Origin of the sequence: Saccharothrix algeriensis (genome assembly GCF_016907655.1) — a bacterium.
In the GTDB taxonomy this organism is placed as follows: domain Bacteria; phylum Actinomycetota; class Actinomycetes; order Mycobacteriales; family Pseudonocardiaceae; genus Actinosynnema; species Actinosynnema algeriense.
On record NZ_JAFBCL010000001.1, the window covers coordinates 4,794,115 to 4,811,017 of the forward strand.

The window sequence follows — 16,903 nt, forward strand, 5'->3', positions numbered from 1 at the left end:
TCGGGTGCACTTGGTCGGTATCGGCGGCGCGGGCATGAGCGGCATCGCCCGCATCCTGCTGGCGCGCGGCGCGCAGGTGTCCGGTTCGGACGCCAAGGACTCGCGCACCGTCCTGGCGCTGCGCGCGCAGGGCGCGGCGGTCGCGGTGGGCCACGACGGCGCGCACCTGGACCAGCTCGACGGCGGTCCGACGGCGGTCGTGGTGTCGACGGCGATCCGCGAGGACAACCCCGAGCTGGTCGCGGCGCGCGACCGGGGCGTCGTGGTGCTGCGGCGGGCCGAGGCGCTGGCCGCGCTGATGCTCGACCACCGCGTGGCCTGCGTGGCCGGCACGCACGGCAAGACGTCCACGACCTCCATGCTCACCGTGGCGCTGCAGCACTGCCGGATGGACCCGTCCTTCGCGATCGGCGGCGACCTCAACGAGTCCGGTGCGAACGCCCACCAGGGCACCGGCGGCGTGTTCGTGGCCGAGGCCGACGAGAGCGACGGGTCGTTCCTGTACTTCGCCCCGTCGGTGGCGGTGGTGACCAACGTCGAGGCCGACCACCTGGACCACCACGGCACGGTCGAGGCTTACACCGCGGTGTTCGACTCGTTCCTGGAGCGCATCGACCCCGACGGCGTGCTGGTGGTGTGCGCGGACGACCCGGGCGCGGCGGCGCTGGCGCGGCGGGCGGCGGCCCGCGGCCTGCGGGTGCGGCCCTACGGCCGCACGGCGAGCGGTCCGGGCGCGGCGCGGCTGGTCGACTACCGGCCCCACGAGGGCGGCGGGCTCGCGGTCGTGGAGGTCGACGGCGAGGCGGTGCCGGTGCGGGTCGCGGTGCCGGGCGAGCACATGGCGGCCAACGCGGTCGCGACCCTGGTCGCGGCGCTGGAGCTGGGCGCGCGGCGGGACTGCGTGCTGGAGGGCCTGGCCGCGTTCGGCGGGGTGCGCCGGCGGTTCGAGTTCAAGGGCCGCGCCGCGGGCGTGCGGGTCTACGACGACTACGCCCACCACCCGACGGAGGTCTCCGCCCAGCTCGCCGCCGCCCGGCCGGTCGCCGACGGCGGCAGGCTGGTCGTGGTGTTCCAGCCCCACCTGTACTCGCGCACCCGGCTGTTCGCCGACGAGTTCGGCGCGGCGCTCGGCCTGGCCGACGAGGTCGTGGTGCTCGACGTGTACGGCGCGCGGGAGGACCCGGAGCCCGGGGTGACCGGCGCGCTGGTGGCGGGCCGGGTGCCGCTGGAGGAGGGCCGGGTGCACTACGAGCCGTCGTTCGACCGGGTGCCCGCGCTGGTGGCGGGCCTGGTCGGCGACGGCGACGTGGTGGTGACCATGGGCGCGGGCGACGTGACCATGCTCGGCCCCGAGATCATCGGGGAGCTGGACCGGGGATGAGCACGCAGACGGCGCGCCACCGACCCGCCACCGCGCAGCGGCGGCGCCCGTCGGGGCGCGGCGGCCCGTCCCGGCGCACGGTGCTGCGCCGCCGGGCCGTCGCGGTCCTGGTCCTGGTGGCGGTGACCGCCGTCGTGGTGGCGGTCTGGTTCACGCCGCTGCTGGGCGTGCGGGAGGTCGAGGTGCTGGGCACCGCGGACCTGACCGCCGACCAGGTGCGCGCGGCGGCGGCGGTCGAGCCGGGCACGCCGCTGGTCCGGCTGGACGTCGAGCGGGTCGCGGAGCGGGTGCGCGCCCTGCCGCGGGTCGCGGCCGTGGCCGTGGAGCGGTCGCTGCCCGGCACCGTGCGGCTGACCGTGCAGGAGCGCAAGCCCGTCGCCGTGGTCGTGCGGGGCGACGGCGCGCACCTGGTGGACGCCACCGGCCTGGACTACGCGGTGGTGCCGCAGGCTCCGGGGAGCCTGCCGGAGCTCAAGGCCGAGCCCGCCGGGACGCCGGCCGCGGTCGCGGTGGTCACCGGGCTGCCCGAGGAGCTGCGGCGGGAGGTGCTGACCGTGTCGGCCACCACCGGCGCGGACGTGAAGCTGGCGCTGACCGGCGGTCGCGAGGTCCGCTGGGGCTCGGCGGCCGACACGCCCCGCAAGGCGGCGGTGGTGCAGGTGCTGATGACCCGCGAGGGAACGGTGTTCGACGTGTCGAGCCCGGAGCTGCCCGCGGTGTCCTGAGGCGGACCCGGTGCGCGGCGGGGGAGTCGGCGCCGGCGCGCCGCTCCTGACCGTGCCGCGCCGCGGCGTGCTCGGGCGGCGTGCTCGGGCGCCGGGCTCGGGCGCGCCGCTCCTGGCCGTGCCGCGCCGCGGCGCGGCACGGGCTTGCCGCTCCCGGGCTTGCCGCTTCCATTTGCGCCGCTTCCGTTTGCGTAGCTTTCGGTTGTGCCGCTTCCGGCCGGCACCGCTCCCGGGACCGGCGTCGCCCGACCCTCCCGTCCGGTGGCCGGGCGGCGGTGTCCGGGTGGGGCGTGATGCTCACCACGCCGCGCCGGCCCGGACGTCCCCGCGACCGGGCCGGGTCGCGGCGAAATCCGGTTCTGCGGCCCGCCGCCGGCGGCGATACTGCGCGCCATGACCGAGCCGAAGATCGTGACCAGGCCCGAGGACCGGGTGGACGTGCCCTGGACCGGCGACGAGCGCACCCTGCTGGGCGCGTTCCTGGACTACCTGCGGGGCACCGTCGAGCTGAAGCTCGCCGGGCTGTCCGAGGAGGACGGCCGGCGCGCGGTGCTCCCCTCGCCGCTCACCACGGCCGCCGGGGTGGTCAAGCACCTCCGCTGGGTGGAGCACTACTGGTTCCGGGTGGTGCTCGGCGGGCACCCCGACACCGCCCCGTACTCGGCGGAGGACCCCGACGCCGACTGGCGCGTCGAGCCGGGGGAGACGATCTCCGGATTGCTGGCCGACTACGCTGGGCAGTGCGCGGTGAGCCGGGAGGTCGTCGCGGGGCTCGACCTCGACCACGAGGTGGTGTTCCGCGGGGACAAGCGGCTTTCCGTGCGCTGGGTGCTGATCCACCTCGTCGAGGAGACGGGTCGGCACGCGGGGCACCTGGACGCGGTGCGCGAGCTGCTCGACGGCGCGACCGGCGAGTAGACCTGGCTCACCCGGTCGGGACAAGACACGGCGTGGCAACTGGACCGAGGCATTTTTCGTGCATAACGTCCTGAAGGACATACGGGGTTGACATAACCTTCAACCTCTGGTTGAGGGTTTCAATCCGGGTGGAGCTCCGTCCGGGTGGGACGCCGGTGGTCATCCACTCCAGCACATGAGCACGGACACGATCAGGAAGGCGGATCCGATGACGCCCCCGCACAACTACCTCGCGGTGATAAAGGTCGTCGGCATCGGCGGCGGCGGTGTCAACGCCGTGAACCGGATGATCGAGGTCGGGCTCAAGGGCGTCGAGTTCATCGCGGTGAACACCGACGCGCAGGCGCTGCTGATGTCCGACGCCGACGTCAAGCTCGACATCGGCCGGGAGCTGACCCGCGGGCTCGGCGCGGGCGCGAACCCCGAGGTGGGCCACAAGGCCGCCGAGGACCACCGCGAGGAGATCGAAGAGGTCCTCAAGGGCGCGGACATGGTCTTCGTGACCGCGGGCGAGGGCGGCGGCACGGGCACCGGCGGCGCGCCGGTCGTGGCGTCCATCGCCCGCAAGCTCGGCGCGCTCACCATCGGCGTCGTGACGCGGCCGTTCTCGTTCGAGGGCAAGCGCCGCGCCAAGCAGGCCGAGGAGGGCATCCAGGCCCTGCGCAACGAGTGCGACACGCTGATCGTGATCCCCAACGACCGGCTGCTCCAGCTCGGCGACATCGGCGTCAGCCTGATGGACGCCTTCCGCTCCGCGGACGAGGTGCTGCTCTCCGGTGTCCAGGGCATCACGGACCTGATCACCACCCCCGGCCTGATCAACCTGGACTTCGCCGACGTGAAGTCGGTCATGTCCGGGGCCGGGTCGGCGCTGATGGGCATCGGCTCGGCCCGCGGCGAGGGGCGCGCGGTGCAGGCCGCGCAGAAGGCCATCAACTCGCCGCTGCTGGAAGCGTCCATGGAGGGCGCCCACGGCGTGCTGCTGTCCATCGCGGGCGGTTCGGACCTCGGGCTGTTCGAGATCAACGAGTCGGCTTCGCTGGTGCAGGAGGCCGCCCACCCGGACGCCAACATCATCTTCGGCACGGTGATCGACGACTCGCTCGGCGACGAGGTCCGGGTCACGGTCATCGCCGCCGGGTTCGACAGCGGCGGCCCGACGCACAAGAAGCTCGAACCGCAGGCGCTGTCCGGCGCGACGCGCAACGGGGCGGGCGCGCCGGGGCAGCCCGGCGTGGTCAACGCGCCGCCGCCGGTGGTGGTGGAGCAGCAGCAGTCCCCGCCGGAGCAGTTGCCGAGCAGGCCCGCCGTGCCGCCGCAGCCGGTGCAGGGCGGCGCCCTGTCCCAGCCGGTCTACCAGGCGCCGCCGCCGGTCCAGCACACCGCGCCGCCCCCGCCGCCGGTCAGCCCGGTCCAGCCGCCGCCGACGATCTCCCGGCCGCTGTCGCAGGGTTCGCTGCCCGGCCGCGCGGTGCCGGTGACCGACGACCCGGACGACGAGGTCGACGTGCCGCCGTTCATGCGCCGCTAGCGGTTAGGCGCCGAGCGGTCCGGCGAGCGGGAGGGGGGATCGGCCGAGCGGGTTCGGCTGGTCTCCCCTCCGCCGTGCCGGCCCCCGTGCATGGCAGGCTGTGAGGGTGCGCATCCGTCGTGTCGTGACCACCCGCAGGGGCGGGGTCTCCCGGCCGCCCTACGAGTCGTTCAACCTCGGTGACCATGTCGGCGACGACCCCTCGGCGGTGGCGGCCAACCGCCGCAGGCTGGCCGAGGGCATCGGGCTGGGGCCCGATCGCCTGGTGTGGATGGAACAGGTCCACGGCCGCGCCGTCGGCGTGGTCGACGGCCCGCGGGACACCCCGCTGGAGGCCACCGACGCGGTCGTCACCAAGGTCCCCGGCCTCGCGCTGGCGGTGCTGACCGCCGACTGCGTGCCCGTGCTGCTCGGCGACCCGGAGGCGGGGGTGGTCGCCGCCGTCCACGCCGGGCGGGTCGGCGCCCGCGTCGGCGTCGTGCCGGCCGCCCTCGCGGCGATGCGGGAGCTGGGCGCCGAGCCGGGGCGGGTCGAGGCCCTGCTCGGGCCCGCCGTCTGCGGCCGGTGCTACGAGGTGCCCGAGCAGATGCGGGCCGACGTCGAGCGGCACCTGCCCGGCAGCGCCACCGAGACCCGGGCCGGCAAGCCGGCGCTGGACCTGCGCGCCGGGCTGTGGCAGCAGCTCGCGGACGCCGGGGTCGGCCGGATCGGCGTCGACCCCCGCTGCACGGTGGAGGAGCGCGACCTGTTCAGCCACCGCCGCGACCCCGGCACGGGGCGCATCGCCGGCGTGATCTGGGCCGAGTCGTGAACCGCCGCGACGAGCTGGCCGCGAACCTGGCCGAGGTCCGCGCGCGGGTCGACCGGGCGTGCGCCGCCGCCGGGCGGGACAGCGCCGAGGTGGCGCTGCTCGCGGTCACCAAGACGTTCCCGGCGCAGGACGTGGCGCTGCTGTCCGAGCTGGGGCTGACCGAGTTCGCCGAGAACCGGGACCAGGAGGCGGGGCCGAAGGTCGCGGAGTTCGCCGCGCTGCGGCCGGGCGCGCCGGCCCGCTGGCACATGGTCGGCGGCCTCCAGCGCAACAAGGCCAGGACCGTCGTGCGGTGGGCCGACCAGGTCGACTCGGTGGACTCCGAGCGGCTGGCGGACGCCCTGGCGAAGGCGGCGACCGCGCCGCTGGACGTCCTGGTGCAGGTCAGCATCGACGGCGACCCGAAGCGGGGCGGGCACCCGCTGCCGGACCTGCCCCGGCTGGCCGAGTACGTCACCCGGAAGGACGAACTTGTCCTGCGCGGTGTGATGACTGTCGCACCCCTCGGGATGTCTCCACGCCAGGCGTTTGACGCTCTTCACAGTGCGGTAACCCGCTTGCGCGCCGATCACCCCACTGCGACCGTGATCTCGGCGGGGATGTCCGGTGACCTGGAAGATGCGATTGCGTGCGGATCCACGTGCGTGCGTGTCGGAACAGCGTTGCTGGGCGGCCGGAGACTAGCCTCGCCGTAACTGTCGGGGAACCTCTGGGACGGCCGCGACGTCCTTGCGGGTAGGGATCGGCGGAGGAAGGGCTCGACCATGAGCGGGTTTCACAAGCTGAAGGCCTACTTCGGGATGGTTCCCGCCGAGTACGCCGACGACCCGGACTACGAGGCCGACCGAGCGGGGCGGTACGACTACCGCGCCGAGTACGCCGACCACGAGGACTACGAGCCCTACCCCGAGCAGCGCAACGGCCGCCGGCCGGCGACCCGCTACCGCGGCGAGCCGGAGGAGGCGGAGGACTTCGAGGCCGACCTGCGGGCCCGGGCGGCTCGGCGGTCCTGGACCGCCGAGCCGACGCACGGCGCGCTGGCCGTGGAGCCGCAGCGGGAGCCGGTCAGCCGGGCCCGCCCGGCGCCCGAGCCCGCCCGAAAGCCGCTGGGCCGCATCACCACGCTCAACCCGCGCAGCTACAGCGAGGCGCGGACCATCGGCGAGCACTACCGCGACGGCACCCCGGTGATCATCAACCTCACCGACATGAACGACGCGGACGCCAAGCGGCTGGTCGACTTCGCGGCGGGGCTGGCGTTCGCGCTGCGCGGCTCGATCGACAAGGTCACCAACAAGGTGTTCCTGCTCTCACCGCCCAACATCGACGTCACGGCGGAGGACCGCCGGCGGCTCGCCGAGGGCGGGTTCCTCAACCACGGGTGAGTGATGGCACAGTTGGTGGTGTGTTCGCACTCGCGCTCGTCGTCTACTACGTGCTGTTCGCGTTCTGGCTGCTCCTCACGGCCCGGGTCGTCGTGGAGCTGGTCAGGTCTTTTGCCAGGGAGTGGCGGCCCGCAGGCGGCGTCGCGGTGGCCCTGGAGACCGTCTACACCGTGACCGATCCCCCGGTCCGGCTGCTCCGTCGGCTCATCCCGACGGTGCGGATCGGGGGCATCGGTCTGGACTTGTCCATTATTGTGCTGTTGCTGGTCGTTATCATTCTGATGCGAGTAGCCGATCCCAGGTGAGGGGACCAGGGATGTCCACAGCCCAGGAGTGCGTGAGGTGATCTGATGCCGTTGACCCCCGCGGACGTGCACAACGTCGCGTTCAGCAAGCCGCCGATTGGCAAGCGGGGCTACAACGAGGACGAGGTGGACGCGTTCCTCGACCTGGTTGAGGGCGAGCTCGCCCGCCTGATCGAGGAGAACAACGACCTGCGCCAGCAGGTCGAGCAGCTCGACCAGCAGGTCGAGACCGCACGAGCCGACCTCGAGGACGCCCGCGCCAAGGTAGCCGCCGGCGTCGGTCCCGGCCGCGTCGTCGACGAGCCGCGCCGGCTCGCGCCGGTGCCGCCCCCCTCGGCCATGGAGCAGACCTCGCCCGGCGGTGGTGGCGACCACCACGTGCAGGCGGCCAAGGTGCTCGGCCTGGCCCAGGAGATGGCCGACCGGCTCACCGGCGAGGCCAAGGCCGAGGCCGACGGGATGCTGTCCGAGGCGCGGACCAAGTCCGAGCAGCTGCTCTCGGAGGCGCGCGCCAAGGCGGACACCATGGTGAACGAGGCGCGCACCCGCGCCGAGACCATGCTGAACGACGCGCGCACGCGCGCCGAGACGCTGGAGCGGCAGGCCCGCGAGAAGGCCAGCGCGCTCGACCGCGACGCGCAGCGCAAGCACGCCGAGGTGATGGGCAACATCACCCAGGAGAAGAACACGCTGGAGAAGCAGATCGACAAGCTCCAGACGTTCGAGCGCGAGTACCGGACCCGGCTCAAGACCATGCTGGAGTCCTCGCTGCGCGACCTGCAGGACCGCGGCCCCGCCGCGCCGTCCGACGGCCGCCAGCAGGGCTACTCGTTCGGGGCGCGCGCCGAGGCCGGCTGACCGATCGGTCGGTGATCCGGGTCCGCGCGCGTGCTGTACGTCGTCCTGCTGCTGGTGCTGGCGGCCCTCGGGCTGCTGGTCCCCGCGCTGACCACCTCCCAGTCCCACTGGGCGTGGTCCTCCGTGGGTGCGAGCGCGGCTGCCGCCCTGGTCCTGCTCTGGGACTGGTGGCGGCACCGCCGCCGCACAGGGCGAGCCCCGGCGGCTGCCGGCGCCGCGGCGGGACGGTCCGACCACGCGCTCGGTGACGGACCCGTTCCCGCTCCGGACGACGCGGCCGGCGCCGGGGCTGCCGGCGGAGCCGGCCGTCCTGCCGGTCGGGTCGGTTCGTCCGGCTCGCCCGCCCGGAACGAGGGCGCCGGGGCCGCCGAGCCGGCCGAGGAGGGCACGGACGCGGCGGACGCGCTCATCGTCGCGGACCTGCCCGATGAGGTCCGGGTGCTGGACGAGCGACCGCGCTACCACCTGGCGGCGTGCGAGTGGCTCGGCGGCCGGGCCTCGCTGGGCCTGCCGGTCTCCGAGGCGCGTCGGCTGGGCTTCACGCCGTGCGCGGTGTGCGGCCCCGACTCGGCGCTGGCCGCGAAGAAGCGCTCGTCGGGCCTCTGAGCACCTCTGCCGGCCCTCACTCGCAGTCGCTCCCCGCCGGCTGCACCCCTGTTCGCTTCACCCCCGTCTGCGAACCTTTTCCGCAATGCGCGGAGCAGTGCCGCACCTCGTGCGCACACCGGTGCCTTCGTGTTCTCCTCCCCGTACGGCCTGGGCGCAGCCCGATCGCATTTGTCGGGGGGTGTCAAGCACGCTCTTCGCTTGACACCCCCCGACAAATGCGATTGCCTTCGGCAGGCCGTGCGGGGAGGAGAACACGACCGCTCTTTCTTTTCCTCCTCCTTGGGGGCCTCTCGGCCGCTCTTCATACCTCTGACCTGCACTGATCCGGGTTGGAACAGGTGCGGTGCGGATCTGATCAGTGCTGTGCCGCCCGAGGCTGAAGGGATTAAAAGAGTCCTCGCCGGACAGGCAGGCCGCCAAGGAGGAGGAAGAGCGGTCGTGTTCTCCCCGCATGGCCTGTCAAAGACGACCATGCTTTCTTGGGGGGTGCAAGCGAAAAGCGTGCTTGCACCCCCCAAGAAAGCATGGTAGCCCTCCGGGCAGGCCATACGGGGAGAACACGAAGACACCGGTCTGCACGGGGCGTGCGGAGCCACGAGCGCAGGGGTGGCGGTTCAAGGGGGGTTCTGCTCCCGCGCGGTCTTGCCGTGGTCCTGAGTGCCGGCGGTCGGAGGTGCCGGGGTCGGGGCGGTCCGGTCAGGGGCGGTCCCGTCAGGAGCGGTCCGGCCCGGTCGTCGGCCTGGGGGTGGGGCCGACCGCGAAGGGATCGCGTTTGCGCGGGCGGTTACGCTTGACTTAGAACGGCGTTGATCCGGACATCACCGGGGAGTCTCCGGAAGAACGGGCGCGAGCCTCAGTAGAACCGGACGGGTTCGGCCCGTTACAGCCGGTAACGAGTGGCCGTCGTGCGCGTCGCGTCGGCAAGCGGGGTGGTACCGCGGTGCGCCTGAGCGCGTCGTCCCCGTGTTGCCGATGACTGGAGCACGCGAGGAGCTGCGCGATGGCCTACCCGAAGGCAGGCGAGGGTTCGGTGCCCTCCCAGCCGTCTTTTCCCGCACTGGAACAGGACGTCCTCGACTTCTGGAAGTCCGACCGGACGTTCCGGGCCTCGATCGACGCCCGGCCCGCGGGGGACCGGGGCGCCAACGAGTTCGTCTTCTACGACGGCCCCCCGTTCGCCAACGGCCTGCCGCACTACGGCCACCTGCTGACCGGCTACGTCAAGGACGTGGTCCCGCGCTACCGGACGATGCGCGGCCGGCACGTCGAGCGCCGGTTCGGCTGGGACACCCACGGGCTGCCCGCCGAGGTGGAGGCCGAGAAGCAGCTCGGGTTCTCGTCGAAGTCCGAGATCGAGGCGTTCGGCATCGAGAAGTTCAACGAGGTCTGCCGCACGTCGGTGCTCCGGTACACCGACCAGTGGCGCGACTACGTGACCCGGCAGGCGCGCTGGGTGGACTTCGACGACGACTACAAGACCCTCGACCTGGACTACATGGAAAGCGTCATGTGGGCCTTCAAGACCCTGTGGGACAAGGGCCTGGTCTACGAGGGCTTCCGGGTGCTCTGGTACTGCTGGCGCTGCGAGACGCCGCTGTCCAACACCGAGACCAAGATGGACGACACCTACCGGGACCGGCAGGACCCGGCGGTGACGGTCGGGCTGCGGTTGGAGACCGGTGAGCTGGCCCTGGTGTGGACGACCACGCCGTGGACGCTGCCGTCCAACCTCGCCGCCGCCGTGCACCCGGACGTGGACTACGTGACCGTCGAGGCGAACGGCGAGCGCTACCTGCTGGCCGAGGCCCGCGTGCCCGCCTACGCCCGCGAGCTGGGCGAGGAGCCGCCCGTGGTCGCGCGCTGCAAGGGCGCGGACCTGGTGGGCCGCCGCTACGCGCCGCCGTTCGGCTTCTTCGTCGGCCGGGAGAACGCCCACCAGGTGCTGGCCGCCGACTACGTCACCACCGAGGACGGCACGGGCATCGTGCACATCGCGCCCGCGTTCGGTGAGGAGGACAAGGTCGTCACGGACGCGGCGGGCATCGAGGTCGTCGTGCCCGTGGACGCGCACGGCCGGTTCACCGCCGAGGTGCCGCCGTACGAGGGCCAGCACGTCTTCGACGCGAACAAGGCGATCATCCGCGACCTCCGCGACGCGGGCCTGCTGCTGCGCCACGAGACCTACGACCACCCGTACCCGCACTGCTGGCGGTGCGACAACCCGCTGATCCAGCGCGCCGTGTCGTCGTGGTTCGTCGCGGTGAGCAGGTTCAAGGACCGGATGGTCGAGCTGAACCAGCAGATCAACTGGGTGCCCGAGCACATCCGGGACGGCCAGTTCGGCAAGTGGCTGGAGAACGCGCGGGACTGGAACATCTCCCGCAACCGGTTCTGGGGCTCGCCGATCCCGGTGTGGGTGTCCGACGACCCGGAGCACCCGCGGGTGGACGTCTACGGCTCGCTGGACGAGCTGGAGCGCGACTTCGGCGTGCGCCCGACCGACCTGCACCGGCCCGGCATCGACGAGCTGACCAGGCCGAACCCGGACGACCCGACCGGGCGGGCCACGATGCGCCGGGTGCCCGAGGTGCTGGACTGCTGGTTCGAGTCGGGCTCGATGTCCTTCGCCCAGGTGCACTACCCGTTCGAGAACGCCGAGTGGTTCGACGACCACTACCCCGGTGACTTCATCGTGGAGTACAACGGCCAGACGCGCGGCTGGTTCTACACGATGCACGTGCTGGCGACGGCCCTGTTCGACCGCCCGGCGTTCAGGAACTGCGTGGCGCACGGGATCGTGCTGGGCGACGACGGCCAGAAGATGTCCAAGTCGCGCAAGAACTACCCGGACGTGAACGAGGTCTTCGAGCGCGACGGCTCGGACGCCATGCGGTGGTTCCTCATGGCGTCGCCGATCCTGCGCGGCGGCGACCTGGTCGTCACCGAGCGCGGCATCCGGGACGCGGTGCGCCAGGCCGTGCTGCCGCTGTGGAACTCCTGGTACTTCCTCGCCCTGTACGCGAACGCGGAGGGCGTCGAGGGCCGGTGGCGGACGGACTCGCGGCACGTGCTCGACCGGTACGCGCTGGCGAAGACGCACGACCTGGTGGCCGACGTGACGGCCCGGATGGACGCCTACGACATCTCGGGCGCGTGCGCGTCGATCCGGGAGTTCCTGGAGGTGCTGACCAACTGGTACGTCCGCCGCTCCCGCACCCGGTTCTGGGCGGGCGACCAGGACGCGGTGGACACCCTGCACACCGTGCTGGAGGTGGTGAGCCGGGTGGCCGCGCCGCTGCTGCCGCTGACCGCCGAGGTCGTGTGGCGGGGCCTGACCGGTGGCCGCTCGGTGCACCTGGCGGACTACCCGTCGGCGGCCGACCTGCCCGCCGACGACGCGCTGGTGGTCGCGATGGACCAGGTGCGGCAGGTGGCGTCGACCGCGCTGTCGCTGCGCAAGGCCAACAAGCTGCGGGTGCGGCTGCCGCTGGCGAAGCTGGTCATCGCGGCGCGCGACGCGCGGCGGCTGGAGCCGTTCACCGAGATCGTGCGGGACGAGGTGAACGTCAAGGAGGTCGAGCTGACCACCGACGTGGACGCGCACGGGCACTTCCAGCTCGCGGTCAACGCGCGGGTGGCCGGCCCGCGGCTGGGGCCGGACGTGCAGAAGGTGATCAAGGCCGTGAAGTCCGGCGACTGGGCCGAGGTGGACGGGAAGGTGGTGGCCGCGGGCATCGAGCTGTTCCCGGAGGAGTACGACCAGCGGCTGGTCGCCACCGACCGCGGCGCGACGGCGGCCCTGCCGGACAGCGGCGGCCTGGTCGTGCTGGACACCGCGGTGACCGAGGAGCTGGCGGCCGAGGGCATCGCCCGCGACCTGGTGCGGGTGGTGCAGCAGGCGCGCAAGGACGCGGGCCTGGAGGTCTCCGACCGGATCTCGCTGACCCTGGAGCCGGCCGAGGGCGAGGTCGCCGAGGCGGTGCGCCGGTTCGAGCGGTTCGTGGCCGAGGAGACGCTGGCCGACGAGGTGGTCCACGGGCCGGTCGACGGTGGCGCGGAGGGCGTCGTCGGCGACGGGACCAAGGTGCGGGTCGCGGTCCGGCGGCTCTGACGGCCCACCGAGGGGGCGCCGGGTCCGGCGCCCCCTCGGTGGTCGGGCCAGGTCGGGCCAGGTCGGGCCAGGTCGGGCCAGGTCGGGCCGGGTCGGGTCGGGCCGGGTCGGGTCGGGCCGCGCCCGGCTCCGCGCCGGCCGCCGGCGGCGCCCCCGGATGGCCGGGTCAGGCCGCCGGGAACGCGCCGGCGAGCAGCAGGAGCACGTGGACCTGCTCCACCAGGCGCGGGGGCGGCGGGTCGAGGGTGTCGACCAGGTCGTCCAGCCACGCGGTGAGGTCTTCGGGCACGTCAGGCACCTCCCTCGCGCTCCAGGCGGGTGCGCAGCGCGGTCAGGCAGCGGCCCCGGGTGGGTCCGATGCTGCCGCGCGGCATGGACAGGGCCTCGGCGACGGCCCGGTACTCCGCCCGGCCGGCCAGGACGGTCAGCCGCAGCAGTTCCTGGCAGCGGCGGGGCAGGGCCGCGAACGCCCGCCACAGGCGGCGGTCGCGGTCGTCGCGGAGGGCTTCGGTCTCCGGCAGCCACCGGGTGTCCGGGACGTCGGCGGCCGAGTCGGTCGACAGCGCGGCCCGGCCGTTGGCCTCGCGCCAGGCCCGGTGCGCCTCGCGGCGCGTGGTGACGATGAGCCAGCCCGCCAGCGCCCGCGGCTCGGCGATCCGGTCCAGGTGGCGCAGCAGGCTCAGCCACACCGTCTGCACCACGTCCTCGGCCGTGCTCCGGTCCAGGCCGTTGCCCCGCGCCACGTGCCACACCAGCGGCGTCAGCTCGGCGACCAGCCGGTCCAGCGCGCCGCGGTCGCCCGTGCGCGCGGCGGTGAGCAGGGCGGCGTGGCGCTCCGGCCCGGAGGCGGCGGGCGCGCCCTGCGCGATGATCGCCGCCACGCCCAGGTCGTCGGAGCCGGGGTCGTCGGGGATGGCCTCGGTCAGCTCGGCGCGCAGGTGGTCCAGCCGGGGGTCCAGGTCCGCCGGCGGGCCCGCGACCGAGCGGCGGTCCAGGTGGTCGTCGGTCATCGTGTCCCCTTCCCGCGCCGCGAACCCCGCGCCCGCCGCTCGGGGTTGCCGACCTCCTCGGCGATCAGCGCCCGCGCCTCGGTCACGTACCGGCGCACGGTGTCGCGCCCGCATCCCAGCACGTCGGCGATCTCGTCGTCGGTGAAGTCCCAGAACCGCAGCACCAGCGCGGTGCGCAACCGGTCGGGCAGCCGGGCGATGGCGGCCAGCGTGCTGGTCAGCTCGTGCCACGCCTCGGCGTCGCGGTGCCGCTGCACGAGCAGCCGGGACCGCGCGATCACCTCGTCGGTCACCTCGCCGGGCCGCTCCCGCCGCCGGGCCTGGTCGACCAGCAGGTTGCGGGTGGCCTTGACCAGCCACGCCCGGCGCGCGGGCGGGCTGATCGAGGGCCAGTGGCGCCAGGCCCGCACGAACGCCTCCTGCACGGCGGACTCGTGGTCCAGGTGCGGGGACATCACGGCGGCGAACCGGAAGAGCCGGGTGCGCTCCCGGTGGTAGAAGTCGGCGAAGGTGGCCGCGTGGTCATCGGAGTCCTCCGGTGTCACGAACCCTCCCTCTGGTCAGCGCCCGGTAACCGGAAGACGGGCGCCCGCGGGAGTTGTGGACGCCGCGCGTTCGCGCCCGCCCCGGGACGAGGACCCTTCGGTAGCGTACGGAGCGTGAAGCGGCGCCGGACCAAGGACGACTGGACCGAGGTGGCCCTGCTGGCCCTGGCCGAGGGCGGCGTGGCGGCGGTGGCGGTGGAACCCCTGGCGGCCCGGCTCGGCGCCACCAAGGGCAGCGCGTACTGGCACTTCCCCAACCGCGAGGCGCTGCTCAAGGCCACCCTCGAGCGCTGGGAGCGCGAGCGCACCGAGGAGGTGATCGCGCGCGCCGAGGCCGGCGCCACCCCGCCGGCCCGGCTGCGGCTGCTGTACCGGGTGGTGCTGGAGGACGCGTGGGACAGCGCCGTGGAGCTGGCCCTGCTGGCGGCCAAGGACGACCCGGCGGTGGCGCCGGTGCTGCGCCGGGTCACCGACCGCCGCATCGCCTACCTGGAGGAGCTGTTCCGCGCCCTGGGGTTCCCCGCGGGGACGGCCCGGCGGCGCGCCGTCCTGGCGTACTCGGTCTACCTGGGCCAGGCCCAGCTCCTGACCGCCGCGCCGCACGTCCTCACCGGCTGGGCGGAGCTGCTGGAGGACACCCTGGCCGTGGTGACCGCCCGTGGCTGAGCCGTTCCGCCTGGCCGTCCGCGTCAAGCCGGGGGCGAAGCGGGACGCCGTGGGCGGCCGTTGGGGCGGCACGGCGCTGGTGGTGGCGGTGGCGGCCCCGGCCGTGGGTGGCAAGGCGAACGAGGCCGTGCGCAAGGCCCTGGCGAAGGCGTTCGGGGTGCGCGGGCGGGACGTGCTCATCACCAGCGGTGAGCGGGGCCGTGACAAGGTCGTGCGGCTCGACCCCGCCCCGGCCGACGCCGCCGAGCGCCTCGAAGCCCTCCTCGGCCCGGTCGGCTGAGCGGCCGGGGAGCGGCGGGGGAGCGGCCGGGGAGCCGCACCGCCGCGGGCCGCTTTCCGGTACGGGTGTCCGGTTGGTGACGCTGAGGTGATTGCCGGATTAGTCCAAATCGGCGTCACCGGGGAGAATGACTTCCACCGAGTGAACAACCAGGAGGTCGAGTGGGTGGCGTGACGGCCGTTCTCGGGATCGCCGCCGCGGTCCTGCTGCTCTCCGTCATCGCGGTGCGGGTGTCCATCAGGCTGGGCCTGCCCTCGCTCCTGCTGTACCTCGGCATCGGGGTGCTGCTGGGCGAAGCGGTGCTCGGGATCCAGTTCGAGGACGCCGACCTGACCCGCTCGCTGGGCACGGTGGCGCTGGTGCTGATCCTCACCGAGGGCGGGCTGACCACCCGCTGGGAGTCGGTGCGGCCGGCGCTGGGCCTGGGCATCGCGCTGTCCACGGTGTCCGTGGCGGTGAGCATCGGCCTCACCGGGCTGGCGCTGCACCACCTGCTGGGCCTGGACTGGCGCACGGCGCTGCTGTGGGGCGCGGTGCTGTCGTCCACGGACGCGGCGGCGGTGTTCAGCGTGCTGCGCGGGGTCGGGGTGGGCAAGCGGCTGATCGGGCCGCTGGAGCTGGAGTCCGGCATCAACGACGCCCCGGTCTACATCGCGGTCGTCCTGCTGGCCTCGCCCGACCCGGTGACCTGGACCGCCCCGCTGCTGATGCTCTACGAGCTGCTCGCGGGCGCGGCGATCGGCGTCGTGCTGGGCTGGCTGGGCGGGGTCGCGCTGCGGCGGGCGGCGCTGCCCGCGACCGGCCTGTACCCGCTGGCCACGGTCGCGGTGTGCCTGCTGGCCTACACGGCGGGCGACCTGGCGCACGCGTCCGGGTTCCTGGCCGTCTACGTCGCCGCGGTGGTCCTGGGCAACGCCCGGCTGCCGCACCGCTCCGACACGCTGTCGTTCGCCGAGGGGCTGGGGTGGCTCGCGCAGATCGGCCTGTTCGTGCTGCTGGGCCTGTACGCCTCGCCCGACCGGCTGTGGGAGGCGCTGGTGCCCGCGCTGGTGGCGGGCGCCGTGCTGGTGCTGCTGGCCCGGCCGGTGTCGGTCGCGCTCGCGGCGCTGCCGTTCCGGGTGCCCTGGCGCGAGCAGGTGTTCATCTCGTGGTCGGGGCTGCGCGGCGCGGTGCCGATCGTGTTCGCCCTGATCCCGCTCATCCAGCAGGTGCCGGGCGCGCAGCAGTTGGTGGACGCGGTGTTCGTGCTGGTCATCGTGCTCACGGTGGTGCAGGGCACCACGTTGCCGTGGCTCGCGCGGTGGCTGAAGCTGGTGCGGTCGGGCGAGGCGCTCCAGGTGCAGGTCGACTCGTCCGCGCTGGACGAGCTGGGCGCGGAGCTGCTCCAGGTCCGCATCCGGCGCGGTTCCCGGCTGCACGGCGTGTACCTGTCCGAGCTGCGGCTGCCGCCGGGCGCGACGGTGAGCCTGGTGGTGCGCGCCGACGCCGGGTTCACGCCGCAGCCCACCACCCGGCTGGAGGTCGAGGACCAGCTGCTGGTCGTCTGCACGGAGGCCGCCCGCACGGCGACCGAGCAGCGCATCCGGGCGCTGGACCGGGCCGGGCGGTTCGCGCGGTGGAAGGGCGACGTCGGGCTGCCCTGACGCGTGGGCTGCCCTGGCGCGTGGGCTGCCCTGATGCGCGGGTCGGGCGCGGGGCGGTCCCGCGCGGTGGGGCGGCTCCGCCCCGGTCGGGTGCCGTGATCAGCGGGCTCCCAGGATGTGAACGG

The 16,903-nt window shown here is 73.9% G+C and carries 17 protein-coding genes; 14 read left to right on the forward strand and 3 right to left on the reverse strand.

Annotation, left to right across the window (positions count from 1 at the left end):
- The first annotated feature begins 34 nt into the window (after positions 1-34).
- The 11 genes from murC (at position 35) to ileS (ending at position 12,634) form a co-directional block, all read left to right on the forward strand.
- Positions 35-1,381: a UDP-N-acetylmuramate--L-alanine ligase gene (gene murC / locus JOE68_RS21980; protein ID WP_204846225.1), complete on the forward strand. Its 1,347-nt coding sequence runs from the start codon at positions 35-37 to the stop codon at positions 1,379-1,381.
- Positions 1,378-2,106, forward strand: coding sequence for a cell division protein FtsQ/DivIB (locus tag JOE68_RS21985; protein ID WP_204844174.1), 729 nt, complete (start codon positions 1,378-1,380; stop codon positions 2,104-2,106). Before murC ends, JOE68_RS21985 begins: the two co-directional genes overlap by 4 nt.
- Positions 2,107-2,499: 393 nt before the next feature.
- Positions 2,500-3,024, forward strand: coding sequence for a DinB family protein (locus JOE68_RS21990; protein WP_204844175.1), 525 nt, complete (start codon positions 2,500-2,502; stop codon positions 3,022-3,024).
- A gap of 208 nt (positions 3,025-3,232) precedes the next feature.
- Positions 3,233-4,555 carry a cell division protein FtsZ gene (gene ftsZ / locus JOE68_RS21995; protein ID WP_204846227.1) on the forward strand — a complete coding sequence of 441 codons (1,323 nt, stop codon included), beginning with the start codon at positions 3,233-3,235 and terminating at the stop codon, positions 4,553-4,555.
- A gap of 106 nt (positions 4,556-4,661) precedes the next feature.
- The gene (gene pgeF / locus JOE68_RS22000; RefSeq protein ID WP_204844176.1) at positions 4,662-5,366 is read left to right on the forward strand and encodes a peptidoglycan editing factor PgeF; all 705 of its coding nucleotides are present in this window, start codon (positions 4,662-4,664) and stop codon (positions 5,364-5,366) included.
- Positions 5,363-6,061, forward strand: a complete 699-nt coding sequence (locus JOE68_RS22005; protein ID WP_204844177.1) for a YggS family pyridoxal phosphate-dependent enzyme — start codon at positions 5,363-5,365, stop codon at positions 6,059-6,061. Before pgeF ends, JOE68_RS22005 begins: the two co-directional genes overlap by 4 nt.
- A 69-nt stretch (positions 6,062-6,130) precedes the next feature.
- The gene (locus JOE68_RS22010) at positions 6,131-6,751 is read left to right on the forward strand and encodes a cell division protein SepF (RefSeq protein WP_204844178.1); all 621 of its coding nucleotides are present in this window, start codon (positions 6,131-6,133) and stop codon (positions 6,749-6,751) included.
- Between the two features lie 20 nt (positions 6,752-6,771).
- The gene (locus JOE68_RS22015) at positions 6,772-7,056 is read left to right on the forward strand and encodes a YggT family protein (RefSeq protein WP_184690542.1); all 285 of its coding nucleotides are present in this window, start codon (positions 6,772-6,774) and stop codon (positions 7,054-7,056) included.
- 45 nt (positions 7,057-7,101) lie between these two features.
- Positions 7,102-7,914, forward strand: a complete 813-nt coding sequence (gene wag31 / locus JOE68_RS22020) for a DivIVA-like cell division protein Wag31 (RefSeq protein WP_204844179.1) — start codon at positions 7,102-7,104, stop codon at positions 7,912-7,914.
- A gap of 30 nt (positions 7,915-7,944) precedes the next feature.
- A complete protein-coding gene (locus JOE68_RS22025) occupies positions 7,945-8,520 on the forward strand; it encodes a hypothetical protein (protein ID WP_204844180.1) in 576 nt (191 codons plus the stop codon).
- A 1,003-nt stretch (positions 8,521-9,523) separates the two neighbouring features.
- A complete protein-coding gene (gene ileS / locus JOE68_RS22030) occupies positions 9,524-12,634 on the forward strand; it encodes an isoleucine--tRNA ligase (RefSeq protein ID WP_204844181.1) in 3,111 nt (1,036 codons plus the stop codon).
- A 166-nt stretch (positions 12,635-12,800) separates the two neighbouring features.
- Here ileS and JOE68_RS31925 read toward each other — a convergent pair whose 3' ends face one another.
- From JOE68_RS31925 to JOE68_RS22040, 3 genes are read right to left on the reverse strand one after another with little or no spacing between them, the layout of a single operon-like run.
- Positions 12,801-12,923: a hypothetical protein gene (locus JOE68_RS31925; RefSeq protein ID WP_275584737.1), complete on the reverse strand. Its 123-nt coding sequence runs from the start codon at positions 12,921-12,923 to the stop codon at positions 12,801-12,803.
- 1 nt (position 12,924) lies between these two features.
- Positions 12,925-13,644 carry an RNA polymerase sigma factor gene (locus JOE68_RS22035; protein WP_204844182.1) on the reverse strand — a complete coding sequence of 240 codons (720 nt, stop codon included), beginning with the start codon at positions 13,642-13,644 and terminating at the stop codon, positions 12,925-12,927.
- Positions 13,641-14,189, reverse strand: a complete 549-nt coding sequence (locus JOE68_RS22040) for an RNA polymerase sigma factor (RefSeq protein WP_204844183.1) — start codon at positions 14,187-14,189, stop codon at positions 13,641-13,643. Before JOE68_RS22040 ends, JOE68_RS22035 begins: the two co-directional genes overlap by 4 nt.
- Positions 14,190-14,303: 114 nt before the next feature.
- On the opposite strand from JOE68_RS22040, the gene JOE68_RS22045 reads away from it, so the two are divergent.
- The 3 genes from JOE68_RS22045 (at position 14,304) to JOE68_RS22055 (ending at position 16,778) form a co-directional block, all read left to right on the forward strand.
- Positions 14,304-14,855, forward strand: coding sequence for a TetR/AcrR family transcriptional regulator (locus JOE68_RS22045; RefSeq protein ID WP_204844184.1), 552 nt, complete (start codon positions 14,304-14,306; stop codon positions 14,853-14,855).
- Complete coding sequence (locus JOE68_RS22050; RefSeq protein WP_204844185.1) at positions 14,848-15,135, forward strand: DUF167 domain-containing protein; 288 nt, start codon at positions 14,848-14,850, stop codon at positions 15,133-15,135. The genes JOE68_RS22045 and JOE68_RS22050 overlap by 8 nt, the downstream gene beginning before the upstream one ends.
- A gap of 170 nt (positions 15,136-15,305) precedes the next feature.
- On the forward strand, positions 15,306-16,778 hold the full coding sequence (locus JOE68_RS22055; RefSeq protein WP_346039039.1) for a potassium/proton antiporter: 1,473 nt from the start codon (positions 15,306-15,308) through the stop codon (positions 16,776-16,778).
- Positions 16,779-16,903 lie beyond the last annotated feature (125 nt).

Excerpts from the sequence above, each read along its gene's own strand:
- murC (WP_204846225.1), top strand. The coding sequence starts at position 35 with ATGAGCGGCATCGCCCGCATCCTGCTGGCGCGCGGCGCGCAGGTGTCC.
- JOE68_RS22010 (WP_204844178.1), top strand. The coding sequence starts at position 6,131 with ATGAGCGGGTTTCACAAGCTGAAGGCCTACTTCGGGATGGTTCCCGCC.
- JOE68_RS21990 (WP_204844175.1), top strand. The coding sequence starts at position 2,500 with ATGACCGAGCCGAAGATCGTGACCAGGCCCGAGGACCGGGTGGACGTG.
- JOE68_RS21985 (WP_204844174.1), top strand. The coding sequence starts at position 1,378 with ATGAGCACGCAGACGGCGCGCCACCGACCCGCCACCGCGCAGCGGCGG.
- ftsZ (WP_204846227.1), top strand. The coding sequence starts at position 3,233 with ATGACGCCCCCGCACAACTACCTCGCGGTGATAAAGGTCGTCGGCATC.
- wag31 (WP_204844179.1), top strand. The coding sequence starts at position 7,102 with ATGCCGTTGACCCCCGCGGACGTGCACAACGTCGCGTTCAGCAAGCCG.
- JOE68_RS22035 (WP_204844182.1), bottom strand. The coding sequence starts at position 13,644 with ATGACCGACGACCACCTGGACCGCCGCTCGGTCGCGGGCCCGCCGGCG.
- ileS (WP_204844181.1), top strand. The coding sequence starts at position 9,524 with ATGGCCTACCCGAAGGCAGGCGAGGGTTCGGTGCCCTCCCAGCCGTCT.